The organism is Ruegeria sp. HKCCD4884 (genome assembly GCF_013110855.1).
Classification (GTDB): Bacteria; Pseudomonadota; Alphaproteobacteria; order Rhodobacterales; family Rhodobacteraceae; genus Ruegeria.
On sequence record NZ_WVRJ01000005.1, the window covers coordinates 228,421 to 247,398 of the forward strand.

The 18,978-nt window shown below is 57.2% G+C and carries 19 protein-coding genes; 13 read left to right on the plus strand and 6 right to left on the minus strand.

The genetic code is table 11. The annotated features are described in order from the left end of the window. Positions 1–10: 10 nt before the first annotated feature. The 3 genes from fabB to GS636_RS10035 are packed head-to-tail and all read left to right on the plus strand — an operon-like array spanning position 11 to position 2,275. Positions 11–1,240: a beta-ketoacyl-ACP synthase I gene (gene fabB / locus GS636_RS10025; protein ID WP_171094362.1), complete on the plus strand. Its 1,230-nt coding sequence runs from the start codon at positions 11–13 to the stop codon at positions 1,238–1,240. 5 nt (positions 1,241–1,245) lie between these two features. After that, the gene (locus tag GS636_RS10030) at positions 1,246–2,037 is read left to right on the plus strand and encodes an enoyl-ACP reductase (RefSeq protein ID WP_171094364.1); all 792 of its coding nucleotides are present in this window, start codon (positions 1,246–1,248) and stop codon (positions 2,035–2,037) included. Between the two features lie 58 nt (positions 2,038–2,095). Beyond that, positions 2,096–2,275: a hypothetical protein gene (locus tag GS636_RS10035; RefSeq protein WP_171669344.1), complete on the plus strand. Its 180-nt coding sequence runs from the start codon at positions 2,096–2,098 to the stop codon at positions 2,273–2,275. A gap of 33 nt (positions 2,276–2,308) precedes the next feature. Here GS636_RS10035 and GS636_RS10040 read toward each other — a convergent pair whose 3' ends face one another. Continuing rightward, positions 2,309–2,737 carry a peptidylprolyl isomerase gene (locus GS636_RS10040; protein ID WP_171669345.1) on the minus strand — a complete coding sequence of 143 codons (429 nt, stop codon included), beginning with the start codon at positions 2,735–2,737 and terminating at the stop codon, positions 2,309–2,311. Positions 2,738–2,863: 126 nt separating this feature from the next. On the opposite strand from GS636_RS10040, the gene GS636_RS10045 reads away from it, so the two are divergent. From GS636_RS10045 to GS636_RS10085, 9 genes are all read left to right on the plus strand, one after another. Beyond that, positions 2,864–3,550 (plus strand): haloacid dehalogenase type II, encoded by a 687-nt coding sequence (locus GS636_RS10045; protein ID WP_171669346.1) that lies wholly within the window; start codon positions 2,864–2,866, stop codon positions 3,548–3,550. Then, positions 3,550–4,380: an alpha/beta fold hydrolase gene (locus tag GS636_RS10050; RefSeq protein ID WP_171669347.1), complete on the plus strand. Its 831-nt coding sequence runs from the start codon at positions 3,550–3,552 to the stop codon at positions 4,378–4,380. Before GS636_RS10045 ends, GS636_RS10050 begins: the two co-directional genes overlap by 1 nt. Further along, on the plus strand, positions 4,377–5,351 hold the full coding sequence (locus GS636_RS10055; protein ID WP_171669348.1) for a threonine/serine dehydratase: 975 nt from the start codon (positions 4,377–4,379) through the stop codon (positions 5,349–5,351). The genes GS636_RS10050 and GS636_RS10055 overlap by 4 nt, the downstream gene beginning before the upstream one ends. A 61-nt stretch (positions 5,352–5,412) precedes the next feature. Further along, complete coding sequence (pcaD, locus tag GS636_RS10060) at positions 5,413–6,201, plus strand: 3-oxoadipate enol-lactonase (protein WP_171669349.1); 789 nt, start codon at positions 5,413–5,415, stop codon at positions 6,199–6,201. Between the two features lie 12 nt (positions 6,202–6,213). Beyond that, positions 6,214–6,930, plus strand: coding sequence for an alpha/beta fold hydrolase (locus GS636_RS10065; RefSeq protein WP_171669350.1), 717 nt, complete (start codon positions 6,214–6,216; stop codon positions 6,928–6,930). A 95-nt stretch (positions 6,931–7,025) separates the two neighbouring features. Continuing rightward, a complete protein-coding gene (locus GS636_RS10070) occupies positions 7,026–8,225 on the plus strand; it encodes a TCR/Tet family MFS transporter (RefSeq protein WP_171669351.1) in 1,200 nt (399 codons plus the stop codon). Between the two features lie 82 nt (positions 8,226–8,307). Beyond that, positions 8,308–9,402 (plus strand): Zn-dependent alcohol dehydrogenase, encoded by a 1,095-nt coding sequence (locus tag GS636_RS10075; protein ID WP_171669352.1) that lies wholly within the window; start codon positions 8,308–8,310, stop codon positions 9,400–9,402. Between the two features lie 19 nt (positions 9,403–9,421). Next, positions 9,422–10,654 carry a mandelate racemase/muconate lactonizing enzyme family protein gene (locus tag GS636_RS10080; RefSeq protein WP_171669353.1) on the plus strand — a complete coding sequence of 411 codons (1,233 nt, stop codon included), beginning with the start codon at positions 9,422–9,424 and terminating at the stop codon, positions 10,652–10,654. Positions 10,655–10,766: 112 nt separating this feature from the next. Beyond that, positions 10,767–11,054 carry a helix-turn-helix transcriptional regulator gene (locus tag GS636_RS10085; protein ID WP_171187149.1) on the plus strand — a complete coding sequence of 96 codons (288 nt, stop codon included), beginning with the start codon at positions 10,767–10,769 and terminating at the stop codon, positions 11,052–11,054. Between the two features lie 4 nt (positions 11,055–11,058). Here GS636_RS10085 and GS636_RS10090 read toward each other — a convergent pair whose 3' ends face one another. Further along, on the minus strand, positions 11,059–14,055 hold the full coding sequence (locus GS636_RS10090) for a cyclic nucleotide-binding domain-containing protein (RefSeq protein WP_171669392.1): 2,997 nt from the start codon (positions 14,053–14,055) through the stop codon (positions 11,059–11,061). A gap of 245 nt (positions 14,056–14,300) precedes the next feature. On the opposite strand from GS636_RS10090, the gene GS636_RS10095 reads away from it, so the two are divergent. Beyond that, positions 14,301–14,663: a DUF3307 domain-containing protein gene (locus GS636_RS10095; RefSeq protein ID WP_171669393.1), complete on the plus strand. Its 363-nt coding sequence runs from the start codon at positions 14,301–14,303 to the stop codon at positions 14,661–14,663. Between the two features lie 6 nt (positions 14,664–14,669). On the opposite strand, the gene GS636_RS10100 is transcribed toward GS636_RS10095, so the two are convergent. Genes GS636_RS10100 through GS636_RS10115 form a run of 4 tightly spaced genes read right to left on the minus strand, consistent with a single transcriptional unit; the run spans position 14,670 to position 18,978 of the window. Next, entirely contained in the window at positions 14,670–15,401 is a 732-nt protein-coding gene (locus tag GS636_RS10100) for a hypothetical protein (protein WP_171669354.1), read from the minus strand. A 56-nt stretch (positions 15,402–15,457) separates the two neighbouring features. Next, positions 15,458–16,762 carry an FAD-binding oxidoreductase gene (locus tag GS636_RS10105; RefSeq protein WP_171669355.1) on the minus strand — a complete coding sequence of 435 codons (1,305 nt, stop codon included), beginning with the start codon at positions 16,760–16,762 and terminating at the stop codon, positions 15,458–15,460. Next, a complete protein-coding gene (locus tag GS636_RS10110) occupies positions 16,759–17,433 on the minus strand; it encodes a TetR/AcrR family transcriptional regulator (protein WP_171669356.1) in 675 nt (224 codons plus the stop codon). The genes GS636_RS10105 and GS636_RS10110 overlap by 4 nt, the downstream gene beginning before the upstream one ends. Then, positions 17,434–18,978, minus strand: a complete 1,545-nt coding sequence (locus tag GS636_RS10115; RefSeq protein WP_171669357.1) for a trimethylamine methyltransferase family protein — start codon at positions 18,976–18,978, stop codon at positions 17,434–17,436.

Here is an 18,978-nt window from a genome sequence, read left to right on the forward strand (position 1 = left end):
GAGTACGCTTATGCGTCGCGTCGTCGTCACCGGTCTGGGGGTCGTCTCCTCCATCGGGAACAATGCCGAAGAGGTTCTGGCCTCGCTCAAAGCAGGCAAATCCGGGATCGAGGCCAACGAGCAGATGGTCGAACATGGTTTTCGCAGCCAGATTGCCGGAACGCTCAAGATCGACGTGACCCAGCATGTGGACAAGCGTACTTTGCGCTTTATGGGCCCGGGCGCCGCTTATGCCCACATCGCCATGAGCCAGGCGATTGCAGACGCTGGCCTCACCGAAGAACAGGTTGTGAACCCACGCACCGGTCTGGTCGCTGGTTCGGGCGGCCCGTCGACCAGTGCGATGCTGACGGCACATCAAACCGTTCTGAAAACTGGTGCAACCAAGCGGATTGGGCCGTTTGCAGTGCCGAAATGCATGTGCTCGACGATTTCGGCAAACCTGGCTACTGCGTTCAAGATCAAGGGCATCAACTATTCGATCACTTCGGCCTGCTCGACGTCTCTGCACTGCATCGGCAATGCGGCGGAACAGATCATGTTGGGCAAGCAGGATGTGATGTTTGCTGGCGGCGGCGAAGAACTGGACTGGACGCTCTCGTGCCTGTTTGACGCGATGGGCGCGATGTCTTCGAAATACAACGACACTCCGGACAAAGCCTCGCGCGCGTTTGATGAAAACCGCGATGGGTTTGTGATTTCAGGCGGCGGCGGCATCGTCGTGCTGGAGGATCTAGAGCACGCGCTGGCGCGTGGCGCAAAGATCTACGCCGAGGTCACCGGATACGCGGCAACTTCGGACGGCCATGACATGGTGGCCCCGTCCGGTGAAGGCGGTGAGCGTGCAATGCGTCTGGCGCTTGGCACTCTGCCCGAAGGCCGCAAAGTGGACTACATCAATGCCCACGGCACCTCGACCCCTGTCGGCGACGTGGGTGAGGTTGAAGCCGTGCGCCGCATCTTTGGCGAAGGTAACGTGCCACCTATTTCGTCAACAAAGTCGATGACTGGCCACGCGCAAGGGGCGGCGGGCGCGCTCGAAGCGATCTTCTGCCTGCTGATGTTGGATCATGATTTCATTACGCCGTCGATCAATGTCGACACGCTTGCCGAGGGCATCCAGCCCGGTGAAATTGCGACCGAAGTGGTTGAAAACGCAGGACTGGACAGTGTCATGACCAACAGCTTCGGCTTTGGCGGCACCAACGGGTCCATGATTCTGTCAAAGTATAACGGGTGAAAGTGATGTCGGATCTTCTTAAGGGTAAACGCGGCCTGATCATGGGCGTGGCCAATGACCGCTCAATCGCGTGGGGCATTGCCAAAGCCATGCACGAGGCGGGCGCAGAACTGGCATTCACCTATCAGGGCGAGGCATTCGGCAAACGGCTCGAGCCTTTGGCCCAAAGCCTTGGCAGCGACTTCATGGTCGACGCAGATGTCACCGATGACGATTCGCTGGATCGTGCATTCGGCGAGCTGGCCCAGCGCTGGCCCACCATCGATTTTGTTGTCCATGCCATCGCATATTCGGACAAGTCCGAGCTGACAGGCCGTTTCCTGAATACCACACGGGCAAATTTCAAACATTCAATGGACGTCTCGGCCTATTCCTTCATCGAAGTGGCGCGCCGCGCCTATCCGATGATGAAGGACAATGGCGGCTCGCTGCTGACCCTAACCTATCAAGGATCAAACCGCGTTGTACCGAATTACAACGTCATGGGGGTTGCCAAGGCGGCTCTGGAATCGGCAACGCGCTATCTGGCCAACGACCTTGGCCCTGACGGGATCCGTGTGAACGCTATTTCTCCGGGACCGATGAGAACCCTTGCCGGTGCAGCCATCGGCGGTGCGCGCAAGACCTATAAGTTTTGCGACCAGAACGCTCCAATGCGTTCTAATGCAACGTTGGAGGCCGTGGGCGGAACTGCGGTTTACCTCACATCTGATGCGGGCGCATGCACGTCGGGTGAAATCATCCGCGTCGATGGTGGTTTCCACGTTCTTGGGATGCCTCAGCCCGAATCCATGTGACCATATCTTTCCCTGCCGCTGCCAAGATTTCACCATCTTTAGGCGGCAGGAATTCGATATGAGCAAGCTAGATCAAATCATTGCGAATAACGCACGTGCGACGCAAACCCGGAAGAAATCCGGTTTTCTCAGCCAACGTGCCAGAGTTCTGCTGCTATCGCTGACATGTCTTTTGGTCGCGTTTGTCTTTTTCACGCAACCGCAGGTGCGCATAGCACTTGAAACACTGATCGGATAATTGCCGGACCGGAATACCGGCCCGAACCATGCGTCAGTTGATTGACACCACCTCGATATCGAAAATCAAATCCTGACCAGCCAGCGGGTGATTGGCGTCCAAAGTTACAGTCGCTTCATTCGCACCGACCACGGTGACTGGTACAGCTTGACCATCCGGTGACTGCATCTGCAATTGCGTTCCAGGCTCAAGCGGGATGTCATCTGGAATGCCTTCGCGAGGAATTTCCTGACGCATCGCAGGGTTGATCGGACCGTATGCATCCACACAGGCAATCTCGACCCGCTTTTTGTCCCCCACGGACAGGCCGGGCATAGCACTGTCTAAGCCGGGAATAATCTGGCCAGATCCGACCACAAACTCCAAAGGATCGCGCCCCTCTGAGCTGTCAAAGGTTTGGCCGTCCAGCAGCGTCCCGGTGTAGTGGATGCGAACCGTGTCGCCTTGTTTGATTTCGGTCATCGTGGCCTCCGGCCGTTTTACAGGATTGAGCGGCCAACCCTAGAGCCTGACACAATGTTGTAAACCCTTGGCTCTTTCACCCTCCTCGTTGTTGTGCCAACCTGCGCGCGATCAGAGGAGGATCACATGCCGATCACCACCTGTGTCTTCGATGCTTACGGAACACTTTTTGACGTTGCAGCCGCTGCCCGCCAGGCTGCCGACGAACCGGGATTTGAAGCCCTCAAGGACAAATGGCCAACAGTCGCGGGGCATTGGCGCCTGAAGCAATTGCAATACACCTGGCTGCGCGCAGTGGCGGATGCCCATGCCGATTTTTGGGATGTCACTCAGGACGGGCTGGATTGGGCGCTGGACGCCGCTGGACTGCAAAGCGACCAGAAACTACGCCAACGTCTGCTTGATCTTTATTGGGAGTTGCAAGCCTACCCCGAAGTTCCCGACATGTTGAAAGCCCTCAAGGCAGGCGGGTTGCAAACGGCGATCCTGTCCAACGGTTCGCCCCCCATGCTGGACGGCGCTGTGCAGTCTGCGGGAATCGGCGATGTGCTGGACGATGTTCTGTCGGTTGAGAGTGTAGGTGTCTTCAAACCCCATGCCCGCGTGTATGATCTGGTCCAGAAACGGTTTGACTGCGCCCGTGACGAGGTGTTGTTCGTCAGCTCAAACGGTTGGGATGCGGCAGGTGCCAGCGGGTACGGTTTCGTCACTGCGTGGGTCAACCGGATCGGTGAACCGATGGACCGCCTGCCCTGGACACCAGCCCATGTGCTGTCCGATTTAACCACAATCCCAAAACTCGCAGGGCTTTGATGTCAAACTTCACAACCACGGACGGCAAGCGCATCTACTTTGAGGAAACGGGCACGGGCACGCCGCTTTTGTGTCTGGCCGGACTGACCCGAAACAGCCGCGACTTTTCGTTTTTTGCCCCTCATGCCGCTGACCTGCGCATGATTGCGATGGATTACAGAGGGCGTGGCCGGTCGGACTATGATCCTGATTTCATGAACTACAACATCTTTCGTGAATCGCATGACGCGATCGAACTGCTGGATGTACTGGGGATCGAGAGGACTTTCGTTCTGGGAACCTCGCGGGGTGGTCTGATCGCCATGGCCCTGGCCGCAAGCCATCCCGAGCGGCTGGCCGGGGTGATCCTGAACGATGTTGGACCTGTCATTGAAACTTCCGGTATTGCCAAGATCATGGCCTATGTGGGCACGCAACCGACTGCGCAAACCTATGATGAGGCCGCTCTGACACTGAAACAGGTAATGGAGCCTCAATTCCCCGGCGTTTCCCTGGAAACCTGGCGGATGCAGGCCGAAATTCAGTACGAAAAACACGAAGATGGGTTGGCGCTACGCTACGATCCGGCACTGCGAAAGGCACTGATCGAACAGGCTGCAAGCGGGGCGACACCTGATCTTTGGATGTTCTTTGAAGCCCTGCGGGACATTCCGACTGGTGTTATCCGGGGGGCGAATTCCGATGTTCTGAGTGCCGACACAGTTGCCGAAATGCACGACCGCCATCCGGGCTTGATCTCAACCGAAGTTCCCGATCGTGGGCATGTTCCGTTTCTGAACGAACCCCAGTCTTTGGATCTCATACAAAAGGTATTGAAGAACGCCGCATGAGCACAATCGAAATGATCGAAGCCGCAGCAGAACGGCTGAACGGACACATCCGAAAGACACCGATCCTGTCTTCTCCATTTCTCGACAATCTCGCCGGACGTCGGGTTTTGGTCAAACCGGAATGTCTGCAACATACCGGCAGCTTCAAGTTTCGCGGGGCCTGGTCCGCGATTTCGGCACTGGAAGAAGCCGAGCGTCAGCGCGGTGTGATTGCGTATTCCTCGGGCAACCACGCACAAGGCGTTGCAATGGCGGCATCAAAGCACGGCATTTCTTCGGTTATCGTTATGCCGTCGGACGCCCCACAGTTGAAGATCGAAAACACCCGCGCGCTTGGGGCCGAAGTTGTTCTGTATGACCGTGCGAATGAAAAGCGAGAAGAAATTGGCGAAGCCATCGCAGCCGAGCGCGGACTGACCCTGATCCGACCTTATGACGAACCGCTGGTTATTGCAGGCCAAGGCACCACCGGCCTTGAAATCGCCGGTCAGGCAGCGGATCTGGGCGTCACTCAGGCAGACGTGCTGGTCTGTTGCGGCGGGGGCGGCCTGACCTCGGGCATCGCTCTGGCCCTGGAAAAACATGCGCCGAACCTGCGCGCGCGCCCTTGTGAGCCAGAGGGGTTCGATGACGTCAAACGCTCGCTTGCCTCAGGGCAGATTGAAAACAACAACGCAGCTTCAGGCAACATCTGCGACGCCATTCTGACACCGCAACCCGGAAACATCACGTTTCCGATTCTCAACCGCCTTTGCGGTCCGGGCTTGTCTGTCACCGAAGAAGAAGCTTTGCGCGCCATGGCGCTTGCCTTCCTGCGTCTCAAGATCGTACTGGAACCCGGCGGCGCGGTTGCCCTGGCCTCGGCCCTGTTCCGGGGCGACCAGATCGAAGGAGACGACGTGATCGTTGTTGCGTCTGGCGGCAATGTTGATCCGGCAGTATTTTCAAAGGCGTTGGAATTCCTGACCTGACAGGGCTGCACAAGATGTGCATGTTGCACCCCAAAAGGTCATGGCGACAAGGAAGCCAGTCATGAAGATCGCTGATCTGGGCGACGTGAAACTGAATTACCGCATCGACGGCCCAACAGACGGTGCGCCATTGGTCTTTGCCAATTCCTTGGGAACCGACCTGCACCTGTGGGATGCGGTCTTGCCGCATTTGCCAAAAGGGCTGCGCATCATCCGATACGACAAACGTGGTCACGGGCAATCCTCGGTGCCGACCGCGCCGTATTCGATGGGCGCATTGATACGCGATGCAGAGGCGTTGTTGGATCACCTACAGGTCCGCGACTGTGTTTTCGTGGGCCTGTCCATAGGCGGGATGATTGCCCAAGGTCTTGCCGTCAAGCGCATGGATCAGGTCCGGGCATTGGTTCTTTCGAATACTGCCGCCAAAATCGCCACTCCTTCGGTGTGGCAGGATCGGATTGAAGCCGTGCGCAAGGGCGGGATCGAAGCATTGGCCGACGCAACGATGGAGCGTTGGTTTTCGCGTGATTTCCGCGCCGCACAACACCACCTTCCTTGGCGCGACATGATGGTGGGCCAGCCGACTGAAGGGTATCTGGGCTGCTGCTCGGCCATTGCAGGCACCGATTTCTATACCCCAACGAGTGGGCTGCGCCTCCCGACCTTGGGCATTGCAGGCAGCGAAGACGGATCAACACCCCCCGATCTGGTGCGAGAGACCGTCGATCTGATCCCGGGGTCCCGGTTCCGACTGATGCGCCGGGCCGGACATTTGCCCTGCGTTGAAAAACCAGCGGAATATGCAGAAATCCTGACTGGTTTTCTGACCGAAATCGGACATATCTGAAGGAGAACGGCAATGGCGTCTTTCCTGTTGGTCCACGGCTCTTGCCACGGCGCATGGTGCTGGCGCGACCTGATCCCCGCGCTTGAAGCTCTGGGGCATTCTGCCAAAGCCATCGACATGCCCAGCCATGGCGCTGACCCCACGCCCGTAGCCGAGGTCACGCTGGACAGTTGCTGCGACGCAGTGCTGCACGCCAGCACTGCCGATACAATCATCGTTGGGCATTCTTGGGGCGGCTACCCGATCAGCGCCGCCGCCGAAGCGCAACCCGATACCATGCGCGCGCTGATCTATCTGTGCGCTTATGTGCCCAAAGACGGTCTTTCTATGGCCGAGATGCGCAGGCTTGGCCCCAGGCAAACTATTGCACACGCGGTTGAGAAATCCCCGGATGGGCTGTCATACACCGTGTCTGCCGAAGCTATTCCCCAGCTATTCTACCATGACTGCCCCGACAATATCCTGCCTTATGCATACGCGCGCCTGTGCCCTCAGGCCATCCACCCACAAGAAACCCCCCTTCCGACAGGTGCGAAATTCGACACTGTGCCCAAGGCGTATATCCGCACCACGGACGATCACACGGTACCAACCGAATACCAAGCAACGATGAGCGCCCTTATCCCCGAAGAAATGCGCCGCACCATCGACAGTTCGCATTCCCCGTTCTTCTCGCACCCGCGCGAGCTTGCGCAAATCCTATCAGAACTGGCAGACAAATTGCCCTGATCTGTCGCAACGGCATTTCGTTTGGCGAAAACTCTCGCTTTCCTCAGTGATCATCTGTGCTTAGGGTGCGCTGAACAGATCTCTTGTCGGGTTCCATGCGTCTGCCGTTTTTCTTCATCCTCTGCATCGTCATGATCGACGCCATGGGCATCGGTCTGGTGATGCCGATCATGCCTGAACTGATCGTCGAGGTTCAGGGCGGCTCGCTTGCCAATGCAGCGATCTGGGGCGGTGTCCTAAGCACCGCCTTCGCCGCGATGCAGTTTATCTTTGGGCCCATACTTGGAAACCTGTCAGACGCGTACGGACGCAGAACCGTCCTATTGGTGTCCCTGTTTGTCATGGCGATGGATTATGTTGTCATGGCTGTTGCGGGCAGCATTTGGTTGTTGCTGATAGGGCGTATCGTAGGCGGTATAACCGCAGCGACCCACGCTACTGCTGCGGCCTTTATGGCAGATGTGTCCGACCCCAAAGACAAGGCCGCTAACTTTGGCCTGCTGGGGGCCGCCTTTGGCATGGGCTTCGTCCTTGGGCCTGTGATTGGTGGATTGCTCAGTGAATATGGCACGCGCGCACCGTTTTGGGCCGCTGCCGGGTTGGCAGCGCTGACCTTTTGCATCGGCTATTTCGTGATGCCAGAGACCGTGACCGACAAGAACCGCCGCGCCTTTAGCCTGAAACGCGCAAACCCTCTCAATTCGCTGAACGCCATCGCATCTTTGCCCGGTATCCGGCCGCTGCTTTGGGTGTATTTCCTGTATTCAGTGTCCATCTACGTCTACCCCGCTATCTGGTCTTATTTCACGACCGAGCGATTCGGATGGTCCCCACAGATGATTGGCCTGTCCTTGGGTGTCTACGGTATAGGCATGGCTATTGTGCAGGGTGGTTTGATCCGACCTGCTATCCGGTTTCTGGGCGAGAGGGGTACGATCATCTATGGAATGGGTTTTGAGATCATCAGCTTCGCATTTCTGGCCTTCCTCACCAACGGCCTCATCGCGCTGCTTCTCATTCCAATAACGGCCATCGGGGCGGTCATCACACCTGCTCTTCAGGCCATGATGTCCAAGGCCACGCCAGATTCGCAGCAAGGCGAATTGCAAGGTGTTCTGACCGCACTACACGCGCTGTCGATGGTGATCTCACCTTTGCTGATGACATCGATTTTTGCACAGTTCATTCGGCCCGACACGCCGCTCTACCTGCCTGGCGCTCCCTTCCTGCTGGCACTTGTGCTCATGCTGGCGGGCTTCCTTTTGTTCCGCAGATCCAGCCCTGTAGTGGCGTAACAACGACACGCAAATGGCGGTTTCTGCCTTGCGAGTCGCCGTTTCCCGGGCCACCGTGAACGCAACGGGAGAGAGAGATAACATGCAAACAATCAAAGCCGCAGTCTGCCGGGCATTTGGCGAACCTTTGTTGATCGAAGAGGTTCAACTCGCAGCCCCCAGCACGGGCGAAGTCGAGGTTACGCTGGAAGCCGTAGCTATCTGCCACTCGGACATATCATACGCCGATGGCGCGTGGGGCGGATTCCTGCCCGCAGTATACGGTCACGAGGCCGCAGGCGTGATCAGCGCCGTTGGTGATGCCGCTGGGGGCTTCAAAGTCGGCGACCCTGTGGTTGTCACGCTGATCCGTGCCTGTGGAACGTGCCCCAGCTGTGCGGGCGGAAAACCGACAATCTGCGAAACCCCATACGATACGGTCAAAGGCCCGTTGAAGACCGGCGATGGCGACCCACTCGAACAAGCCATGGCGTGCGGCGCCTTTGCTGAAAAAGTTGTGGTGAACCACCGCCAAATCGTCAAAATCCCCGAAACCCTGCCCAAGGATCTGGCCAGCCTGCTCTCATGCGGGGTGATCACCGGAGTCGGTGCTGCGGTCAATGCCGCTGGTCTACGCCCCGGCCAAGACGTTGTGGTCATTGGCGCGGGCGGCGTTGGTCTGAACGCCATTCAGGGCGCACGGATTGCCGGCGCACGTCGAATCGTGGCCGTGGACATGACCGAAGAAAAGCTTGAGATCGCCAAGGAATTCGGGGCAACCCACGGCGTGTTGGCCAGTTTGGACCAGCCCTGGAAAGCCGCTTACAAGGCGTTAGGCGGGCGTGGTGCGGATGCGGTTCTGATCACGGTCGGCGCGATCCCCGCTTACGATCAGGCACCGCGCTATCTTGGCCTTGGCGGCAAGGCGATCATGATCGGTATGCCGCATTCGGGTGACATGGCCAGTTATGAACCCGTTGTTCTGGCAGCTCTGGGTCAGGGCGTTGTTGGGTCGAAGATGGGCGATGTGGTGATTCAGCGGGACATTCCGTGGATGGTGGACCTTTATCAACAAGGGCGGCTGAAGCTTGATGAACTGATCTCGGGTCGTTGGTCCCTCGATCAGATCAACGAAGCCATCGCTGACACCAAAACCGGATCGGCCAAGCGCAATGTGATCCTGTTCGACAGGACCTGACCCTCCGAAAGGATTTGGGATGAAACTACAGGATCTCGACGTTATCGTCACCGCCCCGCCTGCGCCGGGCTGGGGTGGGCGCTATTGGATACTGGTCAAGGTGACGACAGACACCGGCATCACCGGCTGGGGCGAATGCTATGCCTCCTCCGTCGGACCAGAGGCGATGCGCCATGTCATTCAGGACGTGTTCGAGCGGCACATGCAGGGTGAAAACCCCGAAAACATCGAACTGATGTTCCGCCGCGCCTATTCCAGCGGCTTCACCCAGCGACCGGACTTGACCGTGATGGGCGCGTTTTCGGGGTTGGAGATCGCCTGCTGGGACATTCTGGGCAAGGATCGCGACCGCCCCGTCTATGCTTTGCTGGGTGGAAAAATGAACGGCCGAATCCGTGCCTATACGTATCTTTACCCCCTGCCCCAGCATAATCTGACTGATTTCTGGACTTCTCCTGAACAAGCTGGCGAAACGGCGGCTGAAATGGTGCGGCGTGGCTATACCGCCGTCAAATTCGACCCCGCAGGCCCCTACACGATCCGGGGCGGCCACATGCCCGCCATGAGCGACATTTCCATGTCAGTTGCCTTCTGCAAGGCAATCCGCGAAGCGGTGGGCGACAAGGCTGACCTGCTGTTCGGCACGCATGGTCAATTCAACACCGCCGGGGCCATTCGGCTGGGGCAAGCGTTGGAGCCTTATCAACCGCTTTGGTTCGAAGAACCCACGCCGCCAGACATGATCGAAGACATGGCCCGCGTCGCCCGTAATGTCCGCATCCCGGTCGCCACCGGCGAACGCATGACAACCAAGGCCGAATTTGGCGCCGTGTTGCGCGCCGGGGCTGCGGAAATCCTGCAACCGGCGTTGGGACGCGCGGGCGGGATCTGGGAGATGAAGAAAGTTGCAGCAATGGCTGAAGTCTTCAACGCACAGATGGCACCGCATCTTTATGCGGGTCCGGTGGAATGGGCCGCCAATGTCCATCTGGCCGCGTCGATCCCTAATTTGCTGTTGCTGGAAACCATCGAAACACCGTTTCACGATCAACTGATCAAAGGGTCTCTTCGGGTTGAGGACGGGTTCGTGACCGCGCCAACAGCGCCGGGCCTTGGAATTGATGTCGACGAAACACTGGCCCGCGCACATCCCTATGAGGGTCGCGACCTACATCTGCAAATGCAGGAAGAGCCCTGCGATTACGCCAACGGCAACGCTTTTCAAGGCGGCGCACCGGCAACCGAGGGGTGACAACACCAGCGTGTTTGAGGCATATTGTTCCGATAATAATCGGAACGACGGTCAAAACGTGGCACTCAAACAAACCGATCCTCAGGCGCGCAGCACAGACACTCTGCCGGATATGAAAGACAATGCTGCCCGCGCGGCTGCGTACCTTAAAACATTGGCCCATGAAGGGCGGTTGATGATCTTGTGCCACCTTGGTGACGGTGAAAAATCCGTGGGTGAACTTGAGAATTTGCTTGAGTTGCGACAGGCCGCTGTCAGCCAGATGTTGGCCCGCCTGCGCGAAGAAGGGCTTGTTTCGACCCGCCGGGAAGGCAAGGCGATCTACTATTCCCTGCGGGATGGGAACACGGAACAGGTGATTGGTCTGCTCTACAAACTGTTCTGCGCAGAAGACAGCTGATCGCTTAACTGGAGACGTAGCCTGCGATCACCTGAAGCAGCTTGAAGGCGGTTGCAGCGTCGTTCTCGACAACGGCAAGGAATTCCTCTTCACCGATCCGCAGGCAGGAAAGCTGAGTTTCTGCCACCATGCTCAACGCGCGCGGCTCTTTGCGGATCAATCCCAGCTCTCCGACCAAAGCACCCGGCCCTACTGTGGTAATCAGCTGATCCGGTCCTTGGTCCTGTGGCAAGTACAGACCGGCCTCACCTTCAAGCACAACATAGGCACCATCGGTTGGTTGATCGTCTTTCAGGAACACCACCTGCCCCGGCTCGGCTTCGAACCAGCGTGCACCAAAGGCCAGCAGACGCAACTGCCGCCGGTCCAGACCCGAAAACAAAGGGGTCTGTTCCAAGGCTCGCAATTTTCGCGCCAGGTCTGCTGATGCTGCGCTGTCTTCCTCCACGTCGACCGGTCCTCCGTCCGAGACCACACGACCTTGCCGGATTTCCACGTACATGTCGAATACATCGGGATTTTCGAACTGATCGTTCAGGTAGATGACAGTTGTTTCAGGCAGCAACTCTCGGAGTTTCTTGTAGACGGCCACCTGCGTTTTCATGTCATAGCTGGCCAAAGCGCTTTCCAGGATCAGGATGTCCGGTTTTTTGATCGTGGCCCGGGTAAACGCCAATGGCTCGGCAAACACTGCGGGCAGGTTCTGACCACCCAAGGCCACCGGCACGTCATAAATCAGTTCCGTCACCAATGGCCGCGCACCGTTTTCGGCCAGCACATCAACAATCAGCTTACGCGCCTCATCGGAACGGGCACCGCCAATCTGACTGACTTTTCCGAACAGCGCATTTTCCATGACTGTCAGCCCCGGCGCGTAAACTTCGGGGTCCAAAGGAACAAAGACATCCTTCAAACGCTCCATCAGCTTCTCAGAGTGGCTGTGCCGCAGTTCGAGGATACGGTTCTTCAGTTCATCAGTGAACGCAGGCCCGATCTGTTCGGCCGAAATTACAAACGGTACCGCCAGCATATTGGCCAGCTGTTCATCATCCAGCCCCGCCGAGCCTTCCTTGCGCGTGTGTTCCACCAAATCCACGGCGGCTTCATAAGTCTGTGCATCCAACCCAAGCTTGCGGAACAATGGGTGATCCGTTCCGTCAAGGCCAAAGATCTGGCGCAACATCTCGATCACGTCGCGGGTCAATGCGATCAGTGTTTCATCCAGGCCCAACTCTCGCAATTGGCCCAGAAAGACCTTCTGTTCCACCAGTAAGGCGTGGTTCACCGGCACACAGGGCGTGGCAAACAGCAGGTTCTCGGCCACAGGCAGGGCCGGGTTGTACAGGTTACGATCAAAAATCAACGCTTGTTGTTCAAGCCCCGCATCCTGAACAGCCTGACGCACAGTCGGTCGCAGCTGGACCAGTTTCTGAGCCAGTTCACAATGCTCGGCTGCGTTGAAGGTTTGTTCAGCACCGCGTTGAAACAGGGCCGCGCCCGAGCCCATGCCGTCGATCAGTTGCAACCACCAATCGCGCAGAGCTGCCGCGTCCTGAAGTCCGGCCAAAGACGGATCAAGCCAATCCGCCTTGAACGGATCGGAACTGTTCCCCGCCCGCAAGGTTTCTGCGAAATCGGGATCATCTGTACTATTTGCCAAAGGACGGAACCGCATCGGCATCATCACATTGTCACCCAGTGTGCCCTGAAACATGACGGGGCGTGAGGTGGCATACCCGATACGTGCGGCTACGACGCCTTGATGCAATTCGGCCAGATTGACCTCGCCAATCCGAACCTTGCCGCCAGTTGGCAAGATTTCACGCGTCAACAGTTCCGCAATCGCCCGTCTGTCTTCTTCGCTGGGTGCCGAAATGCCGACTGTCTTCCCGCCGGGAAAGCTGAGGTTCAGATCGTCCAACACCTGATTGCCGTCCATGTCCCGAACCGAAACATGATCCAGCACTATGTCGCCGTTCAGATGAGGGCGTGCGTCAGCTTCGCCCTCAAACAGGGCTTCGTCCTGCATCCCACCTGGCGCAAAGCGGTCAATCACCACGTCCCAACGCAAAGACATATCCTGCGTCTGGTTGTAGTAAGTCAAAAGCTCTTTCCAAGGTGAGCTCAGGTCCTTGTAGGCTGCAAGCGCTGCAACCAGCGCTCCCAACGAAACCGAGCCTTGCAGCACCAGCAGACCACCGATCAGGTAGAACATGAATGGCGTCAGTTGAGAGATGAAGTTGTTTATGAATTTCATAAAAAACTTCTTCTGGTAGATCTCGAACCGGATGCCGAACAACCGCCCCAATTGGTCGGAGATCATCGCCCGGCGATACCGCCAGCCGCCATTTGTGCGCAGCGTCGACGCCCCTGCAGCGTTCTCACCGATTTGGGCTGCAAGCACCCGGACTTCCTGAATACGCTTTTTGTTCAGCAGGTTGATCTGGCGTTGCAGTTTGGGGATCAGCCAGGCTTGCACAGGGATAAGCGCCACTGCAGCCAGGCCAAACCAAAAGCTCTGCAAAAACAGAAAGGTCAGGATCGTAATCATCTGACCGGCCTGCAACACAGGCTGGCTGATCGCGTCGCCCATCAGCCCGCCCATCGGCTCGCTTTCAGCGGTGATCATCGACACCATCTCACCCTGGCTGACCCGCTCGAAATAGGGTTGCGGAAAGCGCAATGCGCGGCTGATCAACTGATAGCGAAAGCGTCGCAGCATCCGTTCGCTCAGCACACCTTTCATAGTGTTGATGCGCATTTTCATCAGGCCATGCCCCAACACGGCCGCTAAAAACGCAAAGCACAGAATGACCAGAAAATTCGTCTGCGACATCGTATAGCCCCAGACGGTTACTTCCGGGTTGGGTGCACCAATCGCGTCGTTGATAATGCGCTTTGGCAGTTCCAGCGTCAGGTAAAGCAGCGGGAACAATGTCGCTGTCACGGCCAGCAAGATCAGCTGGTCGCGTTTGGAGTACTTCCAGATAAAGCGGAAAATCGTGCGTTCTATGGAACCTGCCCCTGCTGCTGACCGACGACGCGGTTCAGATGTTATCCACGCAAATTCAACAGCATGACTTTACTGCCATCCAGACACAATTAGCAATTTTTTTCCCGATTACGCGAATTCTTAAGCTTATGTGAACTAGTTCATTTACGTATGCCCATCTATTTGCCTAAGGTGGATAGTAGGACGATATCGGGAGGGTTCTTTTGACTGCCAGTTTTGGCGCAGTGTTCCTTATGCTTTGCTTGCTGCTTGTAAAGCATATGTTCGCTGACTTTTACCTCCAAACACCGAAGATGCTTGCTGGACGTGGTGAGTATTTTCACTTGGGACGCGCGCAACATGCTGCTGTGCATGTCGCGGGCTCTGTCATTGTGTTTGCAGTGTTTGGCGCGCCCCTGACCTTCATTTTAATCGTCGCCGCGCTGGAATGGATCATCCACTTCAATATCGATTTCGTTAAAGCCAGTTATTCCGACAAGAATCGCCTTGAACCTTCGCAAGCCGCATTTTGGCGCGCGGCCGGGTTGGATCAATTGATGCACAACCTGACATATGTGGCGATGGTCTGGGCCTGGGTAACTTTCGTGGCAACCTGAGTCAGGCTACGCCGCGTTTTCTAAGTCGCCCGCCCGATAAGCCTGCAACCACATTCTGTCCAGCGCATCGATCTTTGCCGTGTCGAACTTGTGTTCAACCTCCCAATACCGGCCCGACTCGACAGAATAACCCAAGTCTTGCTCGGCCTGCTGAGCTGCACGCATTCCGATTGTTTCGACAAGGGGCAACGCAGAAAGGTTCGATAGACCGGTTGAGGGGAATACCAAACGGCTAGGCCCACTGGACAGCCTTACAGTTCTGCACCCTTGTGCGGCTGCAAACAGCCCAAGGCGTGCGGATTTGGCTTCAAGCGAACGCAATGTCACATCATCTCGCAGTGGGTCTGCTGCTCCGGTTCCGTAGAAATGGGTCTGCCCTGAACCCGAATACACCATATCGCATCCAAAGAATGCCATTACAGCGGGGTTCAAAGCCGATAACGCCCAATACCCAGCGGTAAAGGCCATGGTTCCGCCTGCATAAACGAATCCACCATATTCGTTCTGTCGTGGGACGTAATCCTTCGCCGTGACGATACGTTGTGTGGGGCCGATATCTGTTGGGCGTCTGTCAATTGGAAAGTCTTCGGGATGGATCAGAAAGTCCCAATCCTTGCGAATGCGCCAAGCGTTGTTGATTGCGACGACATGCGTGAAAGGCTTGCGAGACCAAGCCTGTGCCTCCAACGCCGAGGGGGCACTGCCCAGAATCAAAACTTTGGTCTGTTTGTCGGTCATAGCGGGGCCACCTTCGTTGCCAGCCCCGCATGACGTAGAGCATTTGTGGCCCGCGACTAGCCCAGCACCGAGAAACTGCTTTCTTCGTTGATCGGGCGTTTGCGGGAATAGAAGCCCACATCAATGTTCCGCTTGATATAAGGCAGCTCGAACTGCAGCGGCTCTGCGTCGTGGTCGGCACCACCTTCACAATACGAGATCAGAGCCGTCATCATCTTACCCGCAATTGGCGCGTTCTTGTACTGGTTCCCGCTGGAACCGCACGCCATGTAGAACCCCGGAAGACTGGATTTGTCATAGATCGGAATCCAGTCGGTGGACGCATCATACAGGTCAACAACTCCCCGCGTTTTCGACGGGATGCCAAGACTGGGGACACGTTGCGCATAGCGCATCGCTTGCGTGGTCCATTGGTCAGTGAACTCACGGTTATAGTTCACATCGTCCTCGCACCACTGATGCGGATCACATTCCGGGTCTTCTGATCCGACAAGGATATGGTTTCCATGTTCCGGGCGACAATAACAGGCGATGTCGCTGTCCGAGACGATGGTTCCGTCATTTTCAAAGTCGAACCCTTCTGGTGCCGGGACGTGTACAACCTCCTGCCGCAAGGGCCGGGTTTTGATGGTCATGTCGTCCAGAACACCTGCCATCTCGTTGATGATCGCCGAACCCGGCCCCGCAACGTTGACCACGACCTTGGCGTGGATTTCCTCGCCCGAGGCCAGTTTGACACCGGAAACGCGCCCGCCCTCGGTCAGGATTTCAGTAACTTCAGCGCCGGTGCGCACTTCGGCCCCGTGCTGTTTCGCGGCATCCATCAGGTTCTGCGCAGACAAGGCCGGGTCGGTGACATACCCCGCTTGCGGCCAATATACACCCCCGGTCATCTTCCGCCCGTTGGACTGGCCAAACTCGGGATCATCCATACGACGCGCCGGGGCAAAGCTGTCCAGCGAATAAACCGGCAGGCGCTCGACGACTTTCTCAGCCGACCATTCCTCAAAGGGGCAGTCCAAATCCGACGAATTGCGCATGTGCTTTTCCAACATGCCGTTTGCGTCGGTCTTCATGACCAGACATCCCGTTTCACGGAACTGGGCCAGATTGGCATCTTCGGGCAGACCCAAGTAGTCGGCCCAGTCCCGCCAATAATGGTAGCCCTCCCAGGCAAAGGCCGTCCCGTCGAAGGTCGAGTAATGCATCCGGATAATGGCACAGGACCCTGCGGTAGATCCGTGACCGACCTGAGTGTTACGGTCCAGTGACAACGTTTTCCAACCTGCTTTGGACATCTCGAACGCGATTGCTGCGCCGATCACCCCGGTGCCGATAATGATAGCGTCTGGTTGACTCATGTCAGTTCTCCTTTCCAATAGCGCATTGAATATGCGCTGAATTCTTCGACTTCTTCAGGTTTCGGCTTAACGCCCGTGAAGGCATAGAGGTAATGCGGAACCATAGAAACTCGCGTCTCTATGGGTTCGTTCAACTGCGCCAGATCGTAACCAATCTGCATGTAATACAACACACGTGCGCGCGTCTCGGATTCGATGTCGGAATAGCCGTAGCGGGCGAACATAGCGTGCAGCGCCTCAAGCCTCCGTGCATCGGATTGGTCAAGCGCTCGCCGCACTTTGCCGGATTTGCGCGCCCAGTCACGAACGGCAAAGTCCAGCGCAGTATCGAACAGCTCTGTATTCACCACGCATCGATGCACATTGCAAACGGCCGCCGTGATCGTCTCGGCCGGAGCTTCGGCCTGTGCGACCAATGCTGCGGTGTTGGTCGCCTGCCAGCGGGCCAGGAGTGCATCCAACAACTCCTGCCGGGACTTGAAATACCAATAGAAAGATGATCGCGATACAGCCATCCGTTCGGCCAGGTTCAGAACCTTGATCTGGTCCACACCGTCCGAAATCAGCACATCCATCGCCACGTTCAGCCAGTCATCCCGCGTGACCTTGATGTTGCCGACCAGGGGTTCGGCCTCGGGGTCGTCTCGATGCAGGACAGGTTTGGAATTCATTCAACTCTCCGGCGGCGCACCGCCTTCAGCGGTACGGCGGTCAATAAAGTCACGCAAGGCACCCAATTTGTCACCATCAACTGTTGGAGCTTTGAAGTCATTCAGAATGCCCTTCCAAACGCCAGTCGCCCGATGGTTGGCATCTACTGCACCTCGCTCGGTCCAGGTGCCAAAGTTTGCATAGTCGTGAAGATGCGGTTGATAGAACTCTGTGTTGTAGCGTTCCATGGTCTGGCTTGAGGCAAAGAAGTGACCGCTGGGTTCTACTTCACGCAAGGCAGTATCAAATCCGATCTCGGCCGCGCCCGCTTGCGCGCCCGCGCAAAGTTCGGCCACCATGTTCAGGACCTCGGCATCGCAGACCAGTTTTTCGAAAGATACGGTCAGACCACCTTCCAGCCAGCCAGCAGAGTGGATGATCACGGTCGCCCCGGCCATCAAGCACCCCCACAAACCAAACTGGTTTTCGTTCGCGGCCTGCACATCGTTGATGTTTGACGCTGATCCTGCAGCAGACCGCCAAGGCAGTCCAAGATGCCGCGCCAGTTGCCCCGCCGCCAGGGACGCCTGGAAGTGTGACGGCGTTCCGAACGCAGGCGCACCGGATTTCATGTCTACATTGCTTGTGAACGTTCCATAACAGACCGGAGCACCGGGCTTGGCCAACTGCGTCAGGGTCAAAGCGGCAAGCGCCTCGGCATGGGACAAAGTGATCGCCCCTGCCACCGTGATCGGCGCCATCGCCCCCATCAGGGTAAACGGTGTGATGATCGACATCTGACCATGACGTGCAAAGTCGATCAGACCTTGCGCCATCGGAATGTCCAACGTGCGCGGGCTGTTGGTGTTGATGATAGTGTAGCAATGCGCATTGCCCCGGAATTCATCATCCGAAAGGCCACGGGCTGTGGACAGCATCTCAAAGCAATCCATCACCTGCGGCGTGCCACGCGAGAAAAAGAACGGGAACTTGTCCGTTAGTTCCATCTGTGCCTGTGTCGTAAAATAGTGGCGCAAATGGGTTGGAACGTCCTGCGGCTCGACCTGAGGCGAAATCATCTGGAACACATCGAAATGATGCGTAAGCTTCAGAAACTCCAGATAATCCTGCCCTGTCGCGGGGCGACGACCGCGTTCAAGATCGGTTGCGTTCGGCGCGCCCGCGCCTGGTTGAAACACCAGCGAACCCAGTTCAAGCGTGAAGTCCCTCCGCCGCGCGCCGGCTCGGCAATCAATAGATTTGGGGGCCGAGGCCACCGCGGCCTCGATCATTTCGCGCCCAATGAAGACCATTTCACTGTCTTCGTCTACGCGCGCGCCACCTTGTTTGAAAAGCTTGCGCGCCTCGGGCAGCAGTACCTTTACGCCCAATTCTTCCAACGTACGCAACGCGGTTTCATGCATGTCCGCAATTTGCTCCGCCGGAAACACCTCCATTTGCGGGAAAGGGTTCTTGAGCTGGCGATAATTCACATCGCGGCTGGGTGGCGGGGCGGCCTCAGCCCCCCGTCCACGCCGCCTGCGTCCTCGGTCCTGAGCGCTCAT